This is a genomic window from uncultured Microbacterium sp. (assembly GCF_947632095.1).
Taxonomy (GTDB): Bacteria; Actinomycetota; Actinomycetes; order Actinomycetales; family Microbacteriaceae; genus Microbacterium.
On sequence record NZ_CANROA010000018.1, the window covers coordinates 23,187 to 41,453 of the forward strand.

The 18,267-nt window shown below is 68.1% G+C and carries 15 protein-coding genes and 1 pseudogene; 6 read left to right on the forward strand and 10 right to left on the reverse strand.

The features are described from left to right. Positions 1–5: 5 nt before the first annotated feature. The 3 genes from Q0Z66_RS06750 to Q0Z66_RS06760 are packed head-to-tail and all read right to left on the reverse strand — an operon-like array spanning position 6 to position 5,698. Positions 6–497 (reverse strand): peptide deformylase, encoded by a 492-nt coding sequence (locus tag Q0Z66_RS06750; protein ID WP_298039302.1) that lies wholly within the window; start codon positions 495–497, stop codon positions 6–8. Next, a complete protein-coding gene (locus tag Q0Z66_RS06755) occupies positions 497–2,248 on the reverse strand; it encodes an AAA family ATPase (protein WP_298039305.1) in 1,752 nt (583 codons plus the stop codon). Before Q0Z66_RS06755 ends, Q0Z66_RS06750 begins: the two co-directional genes overlap by 1 nt. A gap of 42 nt (positions 2,249–2,290) precedes the next feature. After that, positions 2,291–5,698 carry a pyruvate carboxylase gene (locus Q0Z66_RS06760; RefSeq protein ID WP_298039308.1) on the reverse strand — a complete coding sequence of 1,136 codons (3,408 nt, stop codon included), beginning with the start codon at positions 5,696–5,698 and terminating at the stop codon, positions 2,291–2,293. 93 nt (positions 5,699–5,791) lie between these two features. Between Q0Z66_RS06760 and Q0Z66_RS06765 the strand changes: the two genes are divergently transcribed. Next, positions 5,792–6,604, forward strand: a complete 813-nt coding sequence (locus Q0Z66_RS06765) for a ParA family protein (RefSeq protein ID WP_298039340.1) — start codon at positions 5,792–5,794, stop codon at positions 6,602–6,604. A 67-nt stretch (positions 6,605–6,671) separates the two neighbouring features. Here Q0Z66_RS06765 and Q0Z66_RS06770 read toward each other — a convergent pair whose 3' ends face one another. The 3 genes from Q0Z66_RS06770 to Q0Z66_RS06780 all read right to left on the reverse strand — a co-directional run bounded on the left by Q0Z66_RS06770 (position 6,672) and on the right by Q0Z66_RS06780 (position 8,491). After that, complete coding sequence (locus Q0Z66_RS06770) at positions 6,672–7,217, reverse strand: MerR family transcriptional regulator (RefSeq protein ID WP_298039311.1); 546 nt, start codon at positions 7,215–7,217, stop codon at positions 6,672–6,674. A gap of 99 nt (positions 7,218–7,316) precedes the next feature. Then, the gene (locus Q0Z66_RS06775; RefSeq protein WP_298039313.1) at positions 7,317–8,006 is read right to left on the reverse strand and encodes a MerR family transcriptional regulator; all 690 of its coding nucleotides are present in this window, start codon (positions 8,004–8,006) and stop codon (positions 7,317–7,319) included. Further along, positions 8,006–8,491 carry an FHA domain-containing protein gene (locus Q0Z66_RS06780; RefSeq protein WP_298039315.1) on the reverse strand — a complete coding sequence of 162 codons (486 nt, stop codon included), beginning with the start codon at positions 8,489–8,491 and terminating at the stop codon, positions 8,006–8,008. The genes Q0Z66_RS06775 and Q0Z66_RS06780 overlap by 1 nt, the downstream gene beginning before the upstream one ends. Before the next feature lie 102 nt (positions 8,492–8,593). On the opposite strand from Q0Z66_RS06780, the gene Q0Z66_RS06785 reads away from it, so the two are divergent. Together Q0Z66_RS06785 and lpdA are read left to right on the forward strand one after the other, a co-directional pair. Further along, complete coding sequence (locus Q0Z66_RS06785) at positions 8,594–9,241, forward strand: copper resistance CopC family protein (RefSeq protein ID WP_298039318.1); 648 nt, start codon at positions 8,594–8,596, stop codon at positions 9,239–9,241. Positions 9,242–9,250: 9 nt separating this feature from the next. After that, positions 9,251–10,648, forward strand: a complete 1,398-nt coding sequence (lpdA, locus tag Q0Z66_RS06790) for a dihydrolipoyl dehydrogenase (protein WP_298039320.1) — start codon at positions 9,251–9,253, stop codon at positions 10,646–10,648. Positions 10,649–10,712: 64 nt separating this feature from the next. Here the strand turns inward: lpdA and Q0Z66_RS06795 are convergent, their stop codons facing one another. From Q0Z66_RS06795 to Q0Z66_RS06810, 4 genes and pseudogenes are all read right to left on the reverse strand, one after another. Then, complete coding sequence (locus tag Q0Z66_RS06795) at positions 10,713–11,429, reverse strand: methyltransferase domain-containing protein (protein ID WP_298039322.1); 717 nt, start codon at positions 11,427–11,429, stop codon at positions 10,713–10,715. Next, positions 11,426–12,494: pseudogene (locus Q0Z66_RS06800) on the reverse strand (type III polyketide synthase). The gene Q0Z66_RS06795 and the pseudogene Q0Z66_RS06800 overlap by 4 nt, the downstream one beginning before the upstream one ends. Before the next feature lie 63 nt (positions 12,495–12,557). After that, positions 12,558–13,199, reverse strand: coding sequence for a CYTH domain-containing protein (locus tag Q0Z66_RS06805; RefSeq protein ID WP_298039325.1), 642 nt, complete (start codon positions 13,197–13,199; stop codon positions 12,558–12,560). A 35-nt stretch (positions 13,200–13,234) separates the two neighbouring features. Continuing rightward, positions 13,235–13,711 (reverse strand): A24 family peptidase, encoded by a 477-nt coding sequence (locus tag Q0Z66_RS06810; RefSeq protein WP_298039327.1) that lies wholly within the window; start codon positions 13,709–13,711, stop codon positions 13,235–13,237. Between the two features lie 143 nt (positions 13,712–13,854). On the opposite strand from Q0Z66_RS06810, the gene Q0Z66_RS06815 reads away from it, so the two are divergent. The 3 genes from Q0Z66_RS06815 to dnaE form a co-directional block, all read left to right on the forward strand. Continuing rightward, on the forward strand, positions 13,855–14,610 hold the full coding sequence (locus Q0Z66_RS06815; RefSeq protein ID WP_298039330.1) for a hypothetical protein: 756 nt from the start codon (positions 13,855–13,857) through the stop codon (positions 14,608–14,610). Then, on the forward strand, positions 14,607–16,133 hold the full coding sequence (locus Q0Z66_RS06820) for a DNA polymerase Y family protein (protein ID WP_298039333.1): 1,527 nt from the start codon (positions 14,607–14,609) through the stop codon (positions 16,131–16,133). The genes Q0Z66_RS06815 and Q0Z66_RS06820 overlap by 4 nt, the downstream gene beginning before the upstream one ends. Next, on the forward strand, positions 16,133–18,267 hold a 2,135-nt coding region (gene dnaE, locus Q0Z66_RS06825; RefSeq protein WP_298039335.1), incomplete at its 3' end, for a DNA polymerase III subunit alpha. The genes Q0Z66_RS06820 and dnaE, both read left to right, overlap by 1 nt.

The window sequence follows — 18,267 nt, forward strand, 5'->3', positions numbered from 1 at the left end:
CGAGGTCAGAACCAGTCGCTCTCGCGCACTTCTCGCATGGCGGCCTTGCGGTCCTCGGCGCTCAGTCGGGTGAGATAGAGCTTCCCGTCGAGGTGATCGGTCTCGTGCTGGAGCGCCTGTGCGAGTAAGCCCTCCCCTTCGAGCACGACTGGCTGCCCGTTGAGGTCGATGCCCTCGACGCGCGCCCAGGGGTGGCGCATCGCATCGTGCCAGAGGCCGGGCACCGAGAGGCAGCCCTCACCGGTGGGCACGGGCTCGCCGCGCACCTCGGTCAGAACGGGGTTGAGGATGTAGCCGATGTCGCCGTCGATGTTGTAGCTGAATGCGCGCACGGCGACGCCGATCTGCGGTGCGGCTACGCCCGCACGTCCCGGCAGCTTCACGCTGTCGAGAAGATCGGCGACGAGTGAGCGCACGCCGTCATCGATCTCGTCGACCGGTGCGCAGACCGTGCCCAGCACCGGGTCGCCGAAGATCCGGATCTCACGGACCGCCATCAGACGCCGCTCGTGCGCAGGCCGTCGATCAGCAGAGCCGCGAGCTCGCGGGCCGCGCGACGCGTCTCGACCTGCAGGTTCGAGTAGACGATCGGCCCGCCACCGGCGATCTGCGCGTCGTAGGGCATCCGCACGACGCTCTTCGCACGCGTCCCGAAGTGGGCTTCGAGCTCGTTCAGACGCACGAGCGGACTGCCCGGCGTCGACTGGTTGAGCACGATGATCGCGTTGCGCGCCTTCTCCTCGTATCCGTTGCTCTCCAGCCACGTGAGCGTCTCGGAGGCGAGACGCGCTTCGTCGACGCTGAGGCCGGACACGATGACGATCTGGTCCGCCAGGTCGAGCGTAGCGCCCATGACCGAGTGCACGATGCCCGTTCCCGTGTCGGTGAGCACGAGCGAGTAGTAGCGTGCGGCGACCTCGGCGACGTCACGGTAGTCCTCGTCGCTGAAGGCATCGGCGATCCGAGGATCGGAGTCGGAGGCGAGCACGTCCAGACGCGTCGTATCACGGGCGACGATCGCGGAGATGTCGTGATACCCCGTGATCTCATCGTGGATGCGAGCGAGATCACGGATCGAGCGGCTCTGCGCGCGGGCGACGCGATCGGCGAGCGTGCCGCGGTCGGGGTTCGCATCGACGGCGATGACGCGGTCGTTGCGCGCATCGGCCAGAGCCATGCCGAGCAGCGTCGTGATCGTGGTCTTGCCGACGCCGCCCTTGCGCGAGAGCACCGGCACGAATCGTGCCCCGCCCGCGATCGGCGCGGCGATGCGTGCGCTCAGCGCCTTGCGCTCACGGGCACGCTTGCCGTCGCCGATATTGATCCGGTGACCGGAGATCGAATAGAGGAAGTGGCTCCACCCGCCCTCGGGCTCGGGCTTGGTCATCTGACGAGGGTCGAGGAGACGATCGGCGGTCAGCAGGTCGGCCGACTCGCGCGCCGATTGTCCGAGCTGCTCCCCCAGACGCTTCGACGTCATGGCGACCTCCGGGCGGGGGGTCGCCGGGCGCTGGGTGAGGGCGCGTTCGGTGGGCTCGGATCGTTCGGAGGGGGTGCTCACGGGCTGGTACGTCATCTCATTATCGAGGGGGGATTCCGGCACGATGGGGTCGGTCGGCGCGGATTTTTCTTCATCCGCCGATTCCGCGGAGGTTCGCTCCGGGACGGACGGGTCGTCGACGACGGGAACGTCGGCAACGGGTTCTTCAACGACAGGTTCGACATCGACGGGCTCATCGATGACGGGCTCCTCCACAGGCGCCGGAGCGCTCTGTTTCATCGCCGCGGTGATCCATGCCGAGGTCGCACTCTCCGAGGAGGAGCGCTTCGACGGAGCAACGGTTTCGGATGCCGTCGCCGCAGGCGCGTCCTCGATGACCGGCTCCGCCAGGACGGCGGGCTCATCGACAGCCTCCTCCGGCGCGACCTCGATGACGATCGGGGCGAGGAGCGGCTCTTCGACGGCCTCCGACTCCACGGCCGACGATTCGACGACGACATCGGCTGCGACCGGCTGCTCGCCGGCTGACGGATCGATGACGGGGCCGTCGAGCACGAGCTCAGCGGGGAGCTCTCCGTCGACGACCTCGTCATCGACCAGATCATCGTCGTCATCCTGCGGGATGACGACATTGACCTGTGCGGTCATGCCGATCACGCCGAGAGACGTCGTGTCCAACGAGGCGGACTCGTCGAGCACGCCGACCTGCTCGTCGTCGGACGAGTCGCTGCTGTTGTTCGAATTCACGGTGTCACTCCAAGCTTGTGCGAGCGTGTCGCTCGCACAAGATTACTTCGCTGGAGTGATGACGACCAAAAGGTCTCCCGCGTCCACCTGCTGCGTGGCCCCGATCGCGAGCCTCTCGACGACCCCGTCGACGGGCGCCGTGATCGCGGCTTCCATCTTCATCGCCTCGATGGATGCCACCGGTTCGCCCGCGCGGACGGCATCGCCCACGGCCGCCTTCAGCGTCACGACTCCCGAGAACGGAGCAGCGACCTGACCGGCCTGGGAGGTGTCGGCCTTCTCGACCTCGTGCGCATCCACGGCGATCGCGAGGTCCCGGACGAAGACCGGCCGCAACTGCCCGTTCAGCGTCGTCATGACCGTCCGCATGCCCCGGTCATCCGCTTCGCCGATCGCCTCGAGGCCGACGTACAGCTGCACGCCGCGGTCGATCTCGACGAGGTGCTCCTGCCCGGGGACGAGCCCGTAGAGGTAGTCCCCGGTCTCGAGGACGGAGAGGTCGCCGAAGATCTCTCGCCGCTCGGCGAACTCGCGCGTCGGCGCGGGGAAGAGCAGGGCGTTGAGTCGTTCACGGCGCTCCGCCGGTGTTCCGGCGAGGGCCCGCTCATCGTCTGCGGAGATCTCGGTGATCCCGGTGCGGGCCGTGCGGCCGGCGAGGACCTTCGAGCGGAACGGCTCCGGCCATCCGCCGGGCAGGTCTCCGAGCTCGCCGGCGAGGAAGGCCACGACCGAATCGGGCACGTCGTACTTCTCCGGGTTCATCTCGAAATCGGCCGGGTCGGCGCGGACAGCGGCCAGGTGCAGCGCGAGATCGCCGACGACCTTCGACGACGGGGTCACCTTCGGCAGACGGCCGAGGATGCGGTCGGCCGCCGCGTACATGTCCTCGATGAGTTCGAAATCATCTGCGAGCCCGAGCGCCTTGGCCTGCTGACGCAGGTTCGACAGCTGACCGCCCGGGATCTCGTGATGGTAGACGCGTCCGGTGGGACCGGGAAGCCCCGACTCGAACGGCGCGTACTGGTTGCGCACGGCTTCCCAGTACGGTTCGAGATCAGAAACGGCCGCGACGTCGAGACCGCTGTCGCGGTCGGTGTGCGCGAGCGCAGCGACCAGGGAGGACAGCGAGGGCTGACTCGTCGTGCCCGACAGCGGCGCGGATGCGGCGTCGACGGCGTCGACGCCGGCCGCACTGGCGGCGAGAAGCGTCGCCAGCTGGCCGCCGGGGGTGTCATGCGTGTGCAGGTGCACCGGCAGGTCGAATCTTTCGCGCAGCGCCGTGACCAGTCGGGCGGCGGCGGCCGGACGCAGGAGCCCCGCCATGTCCTTGATCGCGAGGATGTGCGCACCGGCATCGACGATCTGCTCCGCAAGGGCGAGGTAGTAGTCGAGGGTGTAGAGGTCCTCTGCGGGGTTCATCAGATCACCGGTGTAGCACAGGGCGACTTCGGCGATCGCGGTGCCCGTCGCGCGCACGGCATCGATCGCGGGACGCATCTGCTCCACGTCGTTGAGCGCGTCGAAGATTCGGAAGATGTCGACACCGCTGCGGGCGGCCTCGGCGACGAACGCTTCGGTGACCGCGGTCGGGTACGGGGTGTATCCGACGGTGTTGCGACCTCGCAGGAGCATCTGGATGTTGACGTTCGGCAGCGCCGCGCGCAGCTTGTCGAGCCGCTCCCACGGATCTTCGCCGAGGAAGCGCAGCGCCACGTCGTAGGTGGCCCCGCCCCAGGCCTCGACCGAGAGCAGCTCCGGGGCCAGACGTGCGAGGTAGGGGGCGGCGGCGACCAGGTCCCGGGTACGCACCCGGGTGGCCAGCAGCGACTGGTGCGCATCGCGGAACGTCGTGTCGGTGATCGCCAGCGGCGCCTGCTCCCGCAGGCTCCGCGCGAACCCTTCGGGGCCGAGCTCGAGGAGCTTCTGCCGGGATCCGGCGACGGGCTCTGCCGAGAGATCGAGGCGCGGGAGCTTCGTCATCGGGTCCGCGGCAACCGGGCGCGGGCCATGGGGCTTGTTCACCGTGACATCGACGAGCCAGTTCAACAGCTTCGTGCCGCGGTCCTTCGAGACCCGCCCGCGCAACAGGTCGGGGCGCTCATCGATGAATGAGGTGCTGATGTCCCCGGAGACGAACGAATCGTCATCCAACAGCGCCTGGAGGAAGGGGATGTTCGTGGATACACCGCGGATGCGGAACTCGGCCAGGGCACGACGGGCCCGATCGACTGCGGCTTCGAAGTCCCGGCCACGACAGGTCAGCTTGGAGAGCATCGAATCGAAGTGCGGGCTGATCTGGGCGCCCTGGTGCACGGTACCGCCGTCCAGACGGATGCCTGCCCCTCCGGGCGAGCGGTAGGTCGTGATCTTGCCGGTGTCCGGGCGGAAGCCCTGGGTCGGGTCCTCCGTCGTGATCCGGCACTGCAGAGCGGCGCCGCGCAGGTGGATTTCCTCCTGCTGCAGGCCGAGGCTGTCCAGGGTCGCCCCCGCGGCGATCCGCATCTGCGCCTGGACGAGGTCGACGTCGGTCACCTCTTCGGTGACGGTGTGCTCGACCTGGATGCGCGGGTTCATCTCGATGAAGACGACCTCGCCGGCGCGTTCGCCGGCGGTCTCGAGGAGGAACTCGACGGTGCCCGCGTTCTCGTATCCGATGGAGCGGGCGAAGGCGATGGCATAGCTGTGCAGCGCGGTGCGGATGCTGTCGTCGAGGTTCGGCGCCGGGGCGATCTCCACGACCTTCTGGTGCCGGCGCTGCACGGAGCAGTCTCGCTCGAAGAGGTGAACGGTCTCCCCGGTCTTGTCGGCGAGGATCTGCACCTCGATGTGCCTCGGCCGCACGACGGCCTGTTCGAGGAACATGCGCGCATCGCCGAAGGCGCTCCCGGCCTCGCGCATCGCCTCGGCCAGTGCCGGGGCGAGCTCACCGGCGCTCTCGACGCGTCGCATGCCGCGTCCGCCGCCCCCGGCGACGGCCTTGGCGAAGAGCGGGAACCCGATCTCGGCGGCCTGGGAGACGAGCAGGTCGACATCATCGGATGCCTCGGTCGATCGCAGCACGGGGACCCCCGCCTCGATCGCATGGTGCTTCGCCTCGACCTTGTTCCCCGCCATCTCGAGGACGCGGGCGGGCGGGCCGATGAAGACGATCCCATGAGCTGCGGCCTTCGCCGCGAGCTCCGGGTTCTCGGAGAGGAATCCGTACCCGGGGTAGATCGCATCCGCGCCGGACTCGAGCGCGACCCGGATGATCTCGTCGACGTCGAGATACGCGCGCACCGGGTGGCCCCGTTCACCGATCTCATAGGCCTCGTCCGCTTTCAGCCGATGCTGGGAGCCGCGATCCTCATACGGGAAGACCGCAACGGTGCGCGCCCCCACCTCATAGGCCGCGCGGAAGGCACGGATCGCGATTTCTCCACGATTCGCCACCAGGATCTTCTGGAACATGCACACCTCGTTGTTGACTCATGCACGTGCGATTCCGCGCACATGGGCGGGGCTGAGTGTTTTCCAAGCCTAGGGGACGGTAACGTGGTGTCCGTGCACGTACTCAGCGTCAGCTCTCTCAAGGGGGGCGTCGGCAAGACGACCGTGACTCTCGGCCTGGCCTCCGCGGCCTTCGCCCGGGGCGTCCGGACGCTCGTCGTCGACCTCGACCCGCAGTCCGATGTGTCCACGGGCATGGATATCCAGATCGCCGGCAGGCTCAACATCGCCGACGTTCTCGAGAACCCGAAGGAGAAGGTCGTCCGCCAGGCGATCACCTCCAGCGGATGGGCCAAGGTCCATCCCGGGAAGATCGATGTCCTCATCGGCAGCCCCTCGGCCATCAATTTCGATGGCCCGCACCCGAGCGTGCGCGATGTGTGGAAGCTCGAGGAGGCCCTCGCCTCGGTCGAGAACGAGTACGATCTCGTCCTCATCGACTGCGCCCCATCGCTGAACGCGCTCACCCGCACGGCATGGGCCGCGTCCGACCGCGTCATGGTCGTCACCGAGCCGGGACTGTTCTCGGTGGCGGCGGCCGACCGCGCACTGCGCGCGATCGAGGAGATCCGCCGCGGCCTCTCCCCCCGCCTGCAGCCCCTGGGAATCGTCGTGAACCGCGTTCGGCCCCAGTCGATCGAGCACCAGTTCCGCATCAAGGAGCTGCGCGACATGTTCGGACCTCTCGTCCTCAGCCCGCAGCTGCCCGAGCGCACATCTTTGCAGCAGGCGCAGGGTGCGGCGAAACCGCTCCACGTCTGGCCGGGAGATTCCGCTCAGGAACTCGCGGGAGACTTCGACCAGCTGCTCGACCGCATCATCCGCACCGGGCGCATCCCCGTGCCGGAGAACGGCCAGCCCGCCTGATCCCAACGAGAAAAGCGCTCAGCATCCGCTGAGCGCTTTTTCTGATCCTGCCGGACGGAGGGACGGCTCAGGCCGTGCGCTTGGCCCGGCGCACAGCCAGCTCGTCAGCGGGGTCGGACTCCTGCGGGTCGAACTCGACGAGAGTGGATTCCACCTCGCGGAGCACCTTGCCCACGGCGATACCGAAGACGCCCTGACCGCGGCTGACGAGATCGATGACCTCGTCATTGGAGGTGCACAGGTAGACCGATGCGCCATCGCTCATGAGCGTCGTCCCCGCGAGGTCGCGGATACCGGCGGCACGGAGCTGATCGACGGCGATGCGGATCTGCTGCAGGGAGATTCCGGTATCGAGGAGTCGCTTGACGAGCTTGAGCACGAGGATGTCGCGGAAGCCGTACATGCGCTGCGAACCGGAACCGTTGGCTCCGCGCACGGTGGGTACGACGAGCTCGGTGCGGGCCCAGTAGTCCAGCTGGCGGTAGGTGATGCCCGCGGCGCGCGCCGCGACGGCTCCGCGATAACCGACCTCGTCATCCATCGCGGGCAAGCCGTCCGTGAAGAGGAGTTCGCTCACGAACCGCGGGTCGCCTGCAAGCTCATCCGCATTCATATGAAGTCCTCTCTGGAGCGCTTACCTCCACGCTAGGGCAGAGCCCGGGCACCGGCAACGATATCCGGCACGGGGCGAAGGTGTGTCGCAATCAGTTCGTTACGAAAGCACTCGGGCGAGCGCTTCCTGCACGAAGATCGAACGCACCTCGTCGATCTTCGTGGCCAGCTCCGGAGCCATCTCACGAGATTTTCCGCGGGATGTCGCATCCGTGCGGCGCAGGATCGACGACAGGGCGGACTCGATCAACGAGACCTCGCGCTCGGCGCTCTGGCGCAGAGTGCGCAGGTGGCGAGGCTCGATGCCGTGACGGTCCAATGCGACGAGTCCGCGCAGCAGCGTTACCGTGGACTCGGGATACGTCTCGGCCGCAGCGATGATCCCCGTGCTGATCGCATCGTTCAGGATCTGCGGACCGGCACCGGCCGCGGAGAGCAGCTCGTCACGACGGTACCGCCGCGGCGCCGGGGCGATCGACGGCGGGGGCGTCAGCGCGGCGCTGGAATCGCCGTTCGCCTCCGCCTCGTCGAGCTGCTCGCGGATGACGCTCAGCGGCAGGTAATGGTCGCGCTGCAGGGTGAGTCCGAGGCGCAGGCGATCGATGTCGGATGCCGAGAACTTGCGGTAGCCCGATTCCGTCCGCGAGGGGGAAACGATTCCCTGCACCTCGAGGAATCGGAGCTTGCTGGAGGTCAGATCGGGAAACTCCGGCGTCAGCCTCGCAAGCACCTGACCGATGCTCAGAAGCCCCGCGGTCGCAGAGCGGTCGCGGGCATGGAGTGACGCCATCAGTAATTCGCCGCCGCGAGATCCACCGGTGATGCGAAGAAGTTGAGGCGGAACTTGCCGACGCGCAGCTCGAAGCCGTTCGCCAGGGCGCTGCGATCGACCCGCTCGCCGTTGACGTAGGTGCCGTTGAGGGAGCGCTGATCGACGATCTCGAAGGATTCGCCGGAACGGGTGATCTCCGCATGACGGCGCGAGACGGTGACATCGTCGAAGAAGATGTCGGCCTCGGGGTGACGACCGATCGTCGTGACATCGGTGTCGAGCAGGTAGCGCGCGCCGGCCAACGCGCCGGAGCGGACCAGCAGGAGCGCCGCACCCGCCGGAAGCGCGGCGATCGCCGACTGCTCCACGTCGGTGAGCTCGACCCCGAACGGAACGAACGAGAGATCGGAGTCGTGTCCGAACGTCTGTGTGGCGTCGTGTCGCTGCTCTCCGCTGCGGTGAATAGCCGATTCGCGTGCGGATCGGTCTTCGTTATCTGTCACGGTGGCCCTCCTCTTCCCTCAGACTATCGGATTCCCGGGCGCTCGAGCGAGGCCGCGGAGCACTCACCGCCCATGCATCGGAATTTTTCCTATGGTGGGGGCGTGCGCACTCGACTCCTGACTCCGCTGTCCCCGGCGATCGCCTTCATCGGCGTTCTTCTCGCCGCCGCCCTCCTCCTGTTCTCCGCCCCGTCTCCGGCCGCGGCGCATGATGCGCTCATCGGCTCCTCCCCCGATGCCGACTCGAGCGTCGAGACGCTGCCGGCGGAGATCTCGCTCTCCTTCAGCGCCGCACTCATCGGCGGCGAGGGCTCCACGCAGATCGTCGTGCTGGACGAGTCCGGCACGTCCGTCTCGGACGGCGAGGCGACGATCGACGGCGCGATCGTCACGCAGCAGTTGGCCTCCGAGGCATCCGCCGGCGCCTACCGGGTGCTGTGGAAGGTCGTCTCCAGCGATGGGCACCCGACTTCGGGCGAGTTCTCGTTCACGGTCGAGCAGAGCACGATCGTCGAGCCGACCGCTGAGCCTGCCGAGGAGGAAGCCACGGCCTCTCCCGAGACGCCCGCGGACGACGCGACCTCTGCGGAGGAACCGTCTGAGGCGCCCGTCGCAGAGGACGCGGCATCCCTGTCACCGCTGTGGATCGCCGTCATCATCATCGTCCTCGTCGGCATCGTCGTTCTCGTGGTGCTGCTGCGCCGACGAGGCCGCGGAAATTCCGCGTCGAACGCCCCGTCGGAGCGATAAGCTGAGAACATGCCTCATTACGACGTCGTCATCCTCGGCGCGGGCCCCGGCGGTTATGTCGCTGCGGTCCGTAGCGCGCAGCTCGGTCTCTCCACCGCGATCATCGAAGAGAAGTACTGGGGCGGTGTCTGCCTCAACGTGGGCTGCATCCCCTCCAAGGCTCTCCTGAAGAACGCCGAGCTCGCCCACACCCTCAACCACAAGGCCGACTTCTTCGGGATCTCCGGCGAGATCACGATGGACTTCGGCAAGGCGTTCGACCGCAGCCGTCAGGTCGCCGAGGGCCGGGTCAAGGGCATCCACTTCCTCATGAAGAAGAACAAGGTGACCGAGTACAACGGTCGCGGCACGTTCACCGGCCCGAAGGCCATCTCGGTCGCGAAGGCCGATGGCTCGACCGAAGAGGTCACCTTCGACAACGTCATCATCGCCACCGGCTCGAAGGTGCGCCTGCTCCCAGGCGTCGAGCTCAGCGAGAACGTCGTCACCTATGAGGAGCAGATCCTCAGCCGCGAGCTGCCCGAGTCGATCGTCATCGTCGGCGCCGGTGCCATCGGCATGGAATTCGCCTACGTCCTGACGAACTACGGCGTCAAGGTCACCATCATCGAGTTCCTCGACCGTGCGCTTCCCAATGAGGACGCCGATGTGTCGAAGGAGATCGCCAAGCAGTACAAGAACTACGGCGTCGACATCCTGACCTCCACCAAGGTCGAGACCATCGTCGACAACGGCTCGTCCGTCACCGTCACCTACACCGGCAAGGACGGCAACCGCGCCTCCATCGACGCCGGCAAGGTGCTCATGTCGGTCGGCTTCGCCCCGAACGTCGAGGGCTTCGGCCTGGAGAAGACCGGTGTCAAGCTCACCGAGCGCGGCGCGATCGACATCGACGACCACATGCGCACGAACGTCGACGGCATCTACGCGATCGGCGACGTCACCGCGAAGCTGCAGCTCGCCCACGTGGCCGAGGCGCAGGCCGTCGTGGCCGCCGAGACCATCGGCGGCGCCGAGACCCAGACGCTGGGCGACTACCGCATGATGCCGCGCGCGACGTTCTGCTCGCCCCAGGTCGCATCCTTCGGTCTCACCGAGGCACAGGCCAAGGAGACCGGACGCGAGATCAAGGTCGTCTCGTTCCCGTTCATGGCCAACGGCAAGGCGCACGGCCTCGGCGAGCCCGTCGGCTTCGTCAAGATGATCGCGGACGCCGAGCACCTCGAGCTCCTCGGCGCACACATGATCGGACCGGATGTCTCCGAGCTGCTGCCCGAGCTGACGCTGGCGCAGAAGTGGGACCTCACCGCTCTGGAGTTGGCGCGCAACGTGCACACGCACCCGACGCTGTCGGAGGCTCTGCAGGAGGGCTTCCACGGCCTCGCAGGGCACATGATCAACTTCTGACACCTGTCACCCCGAAGGCCCGGTCACGCGAATGCGCGGCCGGGCCTTCGGCGTTTCCGAAGAATCATGCGGGCTGTTCGTGTCGGAGCGCCAGACGAGCGGGGAAGGTGCGTTCAACGTGCCATCCGGGCGGGGCGACGGCAACGAGTTCGGCGGCCGTATAGGACCGCCGGATGCTGGTCAGTCCGTCCGCGCGGATGAATGAGCCCGCGAGCACGGTGCGCGCGAACAGCGCCGTCCCGAGGTCGTAGGAGGCATAGGCGAGTCGGCTGCGTTCGATGTCGCAGTGCAGCGCGACGCCGCCGGGCGCCACGAGCCGTTCCGAGTCGGCGAGGAGCGCGGCACGATCGGTCTCGTCGAGATGATGCAGCAGGTGGTTGGAGAGCACGACGTCGAACTTCTCTCCGGCATCCGCCAGTGCGCTCGAGGAGGCGCACCGGTGATGCACCGCGTCGCCGGTATCGTTCGCGCGCGCCCAGGAGACGGCGCGCGGGTCGAGATCGAGAGCCGTGACGTCGACGGATGCTCCGTCCCGATGCGCCCAGTGGACGATCGCCCGGGCCATGTCAGCGCCGCCTGATCCGATATCGAGCACGCGGACCGGAGAGTTCCGTGCGACCCGCGGGCGGATCTCCCGGCGATAGACCCTCCGCCGACGCGAGACGACGGCGTTCACGATGGCGAAGCGCCGATAGGTGCGTTCGAGCATGTCAAGGTCGGCATCGGGGTCGTCCATGAGTTCGCGCTCGTGGATGGCACGACGGGAGAGGTCCCCGATCATGCCGGCACCGTCGGAGACACCGTCATCAGTGCGGTCTCGGCCGTCAGTCCCGGCCCGAACGCCATGGCCGTCACGCGCTCCCCCGGCTTCGCTGCGCCGTCGAGGATCTCCCGCAGCACGAAGAGGACCGTGGCGCTGGACATGTTCCCGAAGCGGCGCAGCACATCCCGCGCCGGTGCCGCGTGCGTCTCGTCCAGCCCGAGCGCCGCGGCTGTGCGGTCCACGATGCTCCGGCCGCCCGGATGGATCGCCCAGTGCGCGACGCCGTCCGCGACGCACGCGGCACCGCCGGCGAGAGCACCATCTCGAATCCGTGGTCGCCGATCGTCCAGGCCATATCGTCGCGTCCCTGAGGGATGGACGCCGTATGAAACCCGTCGAGGAGAAGCCCCGTGCTCTCATCAGGTACCGCACGCGCAGTCACGATCGCCGCTGCGGCGCCGTCGGCGAACAGCGACATCGCCACGATGGAGTCCGGATCCTCCGACGACCGCAGGTGCAGCGTGCACAGCTCCGCGCAGACGACCAGCACCACGGCATCCGCGTCGGCGAGGCAGAAGTCCCGCGCGATCCGCAGAGCGGGCAGCGCCGCGTAGCATCCCATGAATCCGAGGTGCTGCCGGCGCACATCGTCCCGAAGGCCCAGTGCACGCACGATCTCGTGGTCCGGTCCCGGCGCGTAGAAGCCGGTGCACGAGACGGTGATGACGTGGGTGACATCGACGGGGTTGATCGCACTGTCGCCGTCGAGGGCGCGCCGTGCGGCCTCGACGAACAGCAGTCCTGCCTCCCGCGTGTAGATCGCGTTGCGCATCCGGGTTCCCGGATCGCGCAATGTCCCGGTCTCGGAGTCCACGAAGCACGCATCCGGGACCCCGCCGGCGAGCTCGGCGAGAACCGTGTGCCGGGTTCGATTCCCGAGGATTCGAAGGACGTCGCGATGATCCGCTGCGCGAGGCGGCCCAGGCCCGGTTGGGCGGCGAAGAGGTCGCGCACCCTGCTCTGCGCAAGTGCCATCTCCGGAACGAGGGTCTGCAGGGAGCGGAGCCGGACGGGTCGTGTCATGCCGATAGGCAAGCACGACCGGATGCTCCGGGGGAAGGGGCTTGTGCCGGTGCTCGCTCCGAGTCAGACGCCCAGGGCGCGGGCCAGCTTCGAGTCGGAGCGCGCGTCCCGCCCGCCGACGGCCGCGATCGCCTCATCCACGGCGGCGAAGAAGGTTTCCCGACCGCCTTCATCGGTCGCGGCTGCGGGCCCCAGCTCCATCTCCCACTCGCGCCATTCGCGCTGGATGCCAGTGCGCAGATCCGTTGCGCGGACCCGGTCGTCGACGAACTCAGCGATGACACCGGATGCCCCGGCGAGGAAGTAGGCGGTGCGGCTGTTCTCGATGCGCGCCAGGGGCGTCAGCGGTTCGGTGGTCCAGCGCGCGATGGCCTCGGCCACAGCATCCGGCAGATCGCCTTCCTCACCCAAGGGCCAACCCAGCTCGATCCGGCCATCGCCCTCACGCGGGCCCTTGATGTGCCACCCGGCATCCGGGCCGCCCGTGCGTCGGCGAAGCGCCACACCGGCGCGCGACAGGGCGACGTCGGCGGTATCGAGATAGCGCGCGTCGAGCTCGCGCAGCTCTCCCTCGCTCACCGTGAGAACACCCGGAATCGTCTCCCAGGAGGGAAGCGGCGTCGAGACATCGACATCGTATTTGCGTTCGATCTCGAATGTGCGGATGGGCTCGTCGGATGCGTCGTTCCCGGGAAGTGCTGCCATGTTCTCACCCTAATCCCGTGCCCCTCCCCGAGCCGTCATGCCGCCGCGAGGCCGATGATCGCGCCGGCGATCATCCAGGGGCCGAACGGGATGCGGGTGGTGCGATCGGCCCGCCGCATCGTCATGAGGAGAAGCGCGTAAACGGCGCCGAGGACGAACGCTGCGGCGGCTCCGATCACGAGCGCGGCCCAGCCGTTCCATCCGAGCACGAGGCCGATCAGCAGGGCGAGCTTGACGTCGCCGCCGCCTATGCCGCCCCGACTGATCGCCCGCAGGAGCAGGTAGAAGCCGCCGAGTGCGAACATCCCGAGGAGGCTCCCGAGCAGCTGTGCGGAGGATCCGCCGAACGCCGCATCGACCGCGATGAGGACGAGCGCCACGGCCGTCGCCGGCAGCACGATCCGGTTCGGCAGCCGATGCGTTCGGGCGTCGATCGCGACCAACCAGAGGCCCACCGCGGCGAGCGCGGCATGGGCGATGACGATGAGGATTTCCCGGAGATCGAGTGGCATGCCGGAAGGGTACGAGATGCCGGGTCGCGGTGATTCTTCGCTGTGGATAACCCCTTCGATGCACACCAGAGCGAATGTCGGATGTACGAATTAGCATCTTCATCAAGGTTGCTTTGTTCGTAGATTTATTCGAGGATGGATGCATGGGCACCGCATTTATCGCCCCGTCGGCGCTTTCTCCCGGCAGCGCGCTCTCCCGCGCTCATGAGGTGAACCGTCTGCGCGGCGAGATCGCGCGAATGCAGCGCAGGCGCAGCGACGTGCCCTTCCATGCCCTCGATCCCGCTCTCGAGGGGCTGCTGCCGGATGCGGGCCTGCGGACGGGGTCGTCCTATTCGCTCTCCCCCTCCCCCAGCCTGCTCGGCGCTTTGCTCTCCGCACCCTCGCAACGAGGAACCTGGTGCGCCGTGATCGGCATGCCGACCCTCGGTGTCGAGTCCTTGCAGGCTCTCGGTGTCGATCTGGAGCGGGTGATCCTCGTTCCCGAGCCAGGGCCGCGCTGGTTGACGGTTGCGACGACGCTGTCCGAAGTCGTACCGCTCATCGCCGTTCATCCGCGCAGCCGTGTTTCCGATGCGGAGATCTCGCGGCTGAATGCCCGTCTGCGGGACCGCGGCTGCACCCTGCTGGTGACGGCCCGCTGGCCGCAGAGCGAGGCGACGATCACGGTCGAGAAGACCGAGTGGAGCGGCCTCGGCTCCGGCTGGGGCCTGCTCGCCGAGCGCACGGTGACGCTGCGCTCCTCGGGGCGGCGTCAGGAGTCACCCCGACGCATCCAGGTGCATCTGCCGAGTGCTCTCGGCCGGGTCGATGCCGTCCCCGAACCGGTTCGCCCTCTCGCTGCTCGCCCGCATTCGGCGGAGCTTGAGGCCGAGCGCCGCTGGGCGGCGGCCGGATGAGCGGTCCGCAGCGGCATCTCGTGCTCTGGGTGCCCGACTGGCCCGTGCGCGCGGCGTTCGGGGCCGAGGAAGCGACGGAACCGGTGGCCATCGTGCAGGCGAACGTCGTCGTGGCCTGTTCGGGTGCGGCCAGGCAGCGGGGCGTGCGGCGCGGGGATCGGCGCCGGGTCGCGCAGATGAAGGCGCCGGATCTGCGGATGCTCCCGGCGGACCCGATGCGGGATGAACGACTCTTCCTCCCTCTGTTGCGGATCTTGGAGGAGCGGGTGCCGGGAATCCATCCGCTGCGTCCGGGGCTCGTGGCTCTGCGGGCACGGGGCGCGGCGCGCTATTACGGCGGCGAGCGCGAGGCCGCGCTGCACCTCATCGAGGTGCTCGCCGAGAACGGGCATCCCTCGGCACGTGCCGGTGTCGCGGATGGTCTCTTCACCGCCGAGCAGGCCGCCCGTCTCGCCGATCCCATGCTCGTGGTCCCTCCCGGTGAGGCGCGCCCCTTCCTCGCACCGCTCCCCGTGGAGGCTTTGTCCGAGCCGGATGCCGCCGCGTTCTTCGAGAAGCTCGGCGTTCGGACTCTGGGAGATCTGGCAGCGCTCGATGCGCGCGCCGTCTTCGATCGCCTCGGCCAGCGCGGCGCACGGCTGCATGCTCTGGCGGGCGGTGCGGATTCGCGGGCCGGGGAGCCGCAGCCGCCCGAGCCCGATCTTGCCCGTCGGGTCGACTTCGATGCCCCGCTGACCCAGGCGGATCAGATCGCCTTCGCCGTCAGACAGACCGCCGATGCCGTCATCGCTGCTCTCGCCGAGCGCTCACAGGTGTGCACCGAGGTGCGCATCGACATGACGGATGACGATGGTTCTCTCGATTCACGCGAGTGGCTGCATCCGACGTCCTTCGATTCCGGCGATCTGGTGGATCGGGTGCGCTGGCAGTTGGAGGCGCTGGCCCCTTCCGCATCGACGGAAGGGCGTGTCGGGGCCGGGATCTGCGAGGTGCGGATCACCCCGACCCGGATCGATGACAGTGCGAACCATCAGCCGGGGCTCTTCGGGCAGGGGCCCGAGCAGCGCCTGCACCATGTCGTCTCGCGGGTGCAGGCTCTGCTCGGTCACCGGGCGGTCGTGACTCCGGTCATCGCCGGCGGGCGCCGTCTCGCAGAGCGGCAGGTGCTTCAGCCCTGGGGGGATCGTCTTCCTCGGGAGCGGGATGCGGCGCAGCCCTGGCCGGGGAGCATGCCGCACCCTCTCCCCTCGGAGATCTTCATCCCGCCTGTTCCGATTCGCGTGACGGCGGCCGATGATTCTCCCCCCGTCGTCGATGACCGCGGCGAGCTCTCCACCGCACCGGCTCGGATCGAGGGGGCGGCGATCATGCTCTGGGCGGGACCCTGGCCGCTGCGCGAGCGGAGCTGGGATGCTCCGCGTTCCCGCAGCGCACAGCGACTGCAGATCGTCGATGAGCACCAGCGCGCCTGGTTGGTGCTCTGGGAGGACGACTCGTGGTGGGCGGAGGGGCGTTACCGCTGATGAACTGGCACAACCCCCGGATGCCCTGGTCACAGGTGGAGCAGACCCTCAGCGGGCGGGGCCGTCCCGCACCGAGCCCGGTCAGTGCTCCGCGTGCATCGAAGGTTCCCCCGACGCCCCTTCCCCCGCCGGATGCTGTCCCCTATGCCGAGTTGCACGCGCACTCCTCGTACTCGTTCCTCGACGGGGCCTCGGCGCCGGAGGATCTCCTCGCCGAGGCAGCCCGATTGGGGTTGCGGGCCCTCGCGCTGACCGATCATGACGGCTTCTACGGCGCGGCGCGTTTCGCCGAGGCCGCTCATCTCATGCGCACCGATGTTCAGACGGTATTCGGTGCCGAGCTCTCCCTCGGTCTTCCCGGCCCGCAGCAGGGCGTCCCCGATCCTGTCGGCGAGCATCTGCTCGTGCTCGCCGACGGCCTTGACGGATATCACCGCCTGTCCGGGGCGATCACCCGCGCTCATCTGCGCGGCGGCGAGAAGGGCCGTCCGATCTACGACATCGATGACCTTGCGGCGAGCGCGGGTGGTCAGTGGACCATCCTCACCGGGTGCCGCAAGGGTGCTGTGCGCCGCGGGCTGGAGCAGGGGGATGCCGCGGCTCCGCTACGGCGCCTGATCGACCTGTTCGGCTCGGATCGCGTCGTGGTGGAGTTGTTCGATCATGGCGACCCGCAGGATTCCCGCCGCAACGATGCCCTCGCGGATCTCGCCGCCGCGCATCGGATTCCCGTGGTCGCGACGAACAACGTGCACTATGCGGTTCCCTCTCGGGCTCCGCTGGCCGAAGCGGTCTCCGCCGTTCGTGCGGTGCGCAGCCTGGATGATCTGGATGGTTGGCTTCCTGCGCACCGCTCCGCTCATCTGCGCAGCGGGGCGGAGATGACCCGACGGTTCCAGCGGTATCCCGGCGCGATCTCCCACGGATTGCGCATCGCCGAGGCTTCCTCCTTCCCTCTGCGCCGGGCGCGCCCGGATCTGCCCACGCAGAAGGTTCCGCCCGGGCATACGCCGATGACGTGGCTGAGGAGTCTCGTGCACGACGCCGTCCCCCGCCGCTACCCGCATCTGAACGAGGCGGGTCGGGCGCGCATCGAGCGGGAGCTGGCTGTGATCGAGGAGAAGGACTTCCCCGGGTACTTCCTCATCGTGCACGGCATCGTCGCAGAGGCCCGTCGTCGGGGCATCCTGTGCCAGGGTCGCGGTTCGGCCGCGGCGAGCGCCGTCTGCTATCTCCTCGGCATCACCGCGGTGGATCCGATCCTGTACGGTCTGCCCTTCGAGCGGTTCCTCGCGAGCACCCGTGAGGAGGAGCCCGATATCGATGTCGATTTCGATTCGGGCCGCCGCGAGGAGATCATCCAGTGGGTGTATCGGGAGTACGGCCGCTCCTGCGCGGCGCAGGTCGCGAACGTGATCCAGTACCGGCCGAAGAATGCGGTGCGGGACATGGCCCGGGCGCTGGGCTACTCCCCCGGCCAGCAGGATGCCTGGTCACGACAGGTCGATGGCTGGGGGTCGGAGGTGCTTCCTGTGGAGGGGCATGACATTCCGGAGAACGTTCTGGAGTACGCCGGGGAGATGTTGAAGGCGCCCCGGCATCTCGGCATTCATTCGGGCGGCATGGTGCTGACAGCGCGTCCGGTCGGCGAGGTGGTCCCTGTGGAGCATGCGCGCATGGCGGATCGCACTGTCATCCAGTGGGACAAGGATGATGCCGCGTGGATGGGCCTTGTGAAGTTCGATCTGCTGGGGCTCGGGATGCTCGCCGCCCTGCAGAACTGCTTCGACGCGATCTCCGATTCCACGGGCGAGGAGTGGACGCTGGAGACGATCCCGAAAGAGGAGCCCGGCGTCTACGACATGCTCTGCCGGGCTGATTCGATCGGTGTCTTCCAGGTGGAATCGCGCGCGCAGATGGGGCTGTTGCCGCGCCTGCAGCCGCGCAGCTTCTACGATCTGGCGATCCAGATCGCCCTCATCCGTCCGGGTCCGATCCAGGGCGGGGCCGTGCATCCGTTCGTGCGTCGCAAGCTCGGCGCGGAGCCCGTCTCCTATCTGCACCCGGCGCTCGAGCCGGTGCTGGAGCGCACGCTCGGTGTGCCCGTCTTCCAGGAGCAGCTCATTCAGATGGC